1 protein-coding gene is annotated in these 550 nt (G+C 59.3%); it reads left to right on the forward strand.

The features are described from left to right. On the forward strand, nt 1–488 hold a 488-nt coding region (gene dctP, locus CXQ97_RS21185; RefSeq protein WP_181035170.1), incomplete at its 5' end, for a TRAP transporter substrate-binding protein DctP. Between the last annotated feature and the right edge of the window lie 62 nt (nt 489–550).

A 550-nucleotide genomic window follows, 5' to 3' on the forward strand; every position in this document is an offset into this window, starting at 1 on the left:
TACAGGCTTCTGCAGTACTGGACGAGCAGTTCAAGGCGCTGCGTGCCAACCCGCGCAAGATGAGCTTCGCCGAGGTTTACCAGGGCCTGCAGACCGGTGTGGTCAATGGCACCGAGAACACCTGGTCGAACTACGAAAGCCAGAAGGTCCATGAGGTACAGCCGTACATGACCGCGTCCGATCATGGCCTGATCGACTACATGGTGATCACCAACACCAAGTTCTGGGACGGCCTGCCTGCCGATGTACGTGGCGAGCTGGAAAAGATCGTGGAAGAAGTCACTGTTGAAGTGAACAAGCAAGCCGACGCCCTGAACCAGAAGGCCAAGGCTCACATTCTTGCCGCCGGCACCACCGAAATTCTGGTGCTGACCCCGGAAGAGCGTGCCAAGTGGCGCGAAGCCATGAAGCCGGTGTGGAAGAAGTTCGAAGGCGAAATCGGTGCTGACCTGATCAAGGCCGCCGAAGCTGCCAACCAGGCTAAATAAGCCTTGCCGGGGGGCGGACACCCCGCCCCTTTGCTGCACCACCCAGCGATACCCGACAGCTC

The sequence above is a fragment of the Arthrobacter sp. B0490 genome (assembly GCF_002929355.1).
Classification (GTDB): domain Bacteria; phylum Actinomycetota; class Actinomycetes; order Actinomycetales; family Micrococcaceae; genus Arthrobacter_D.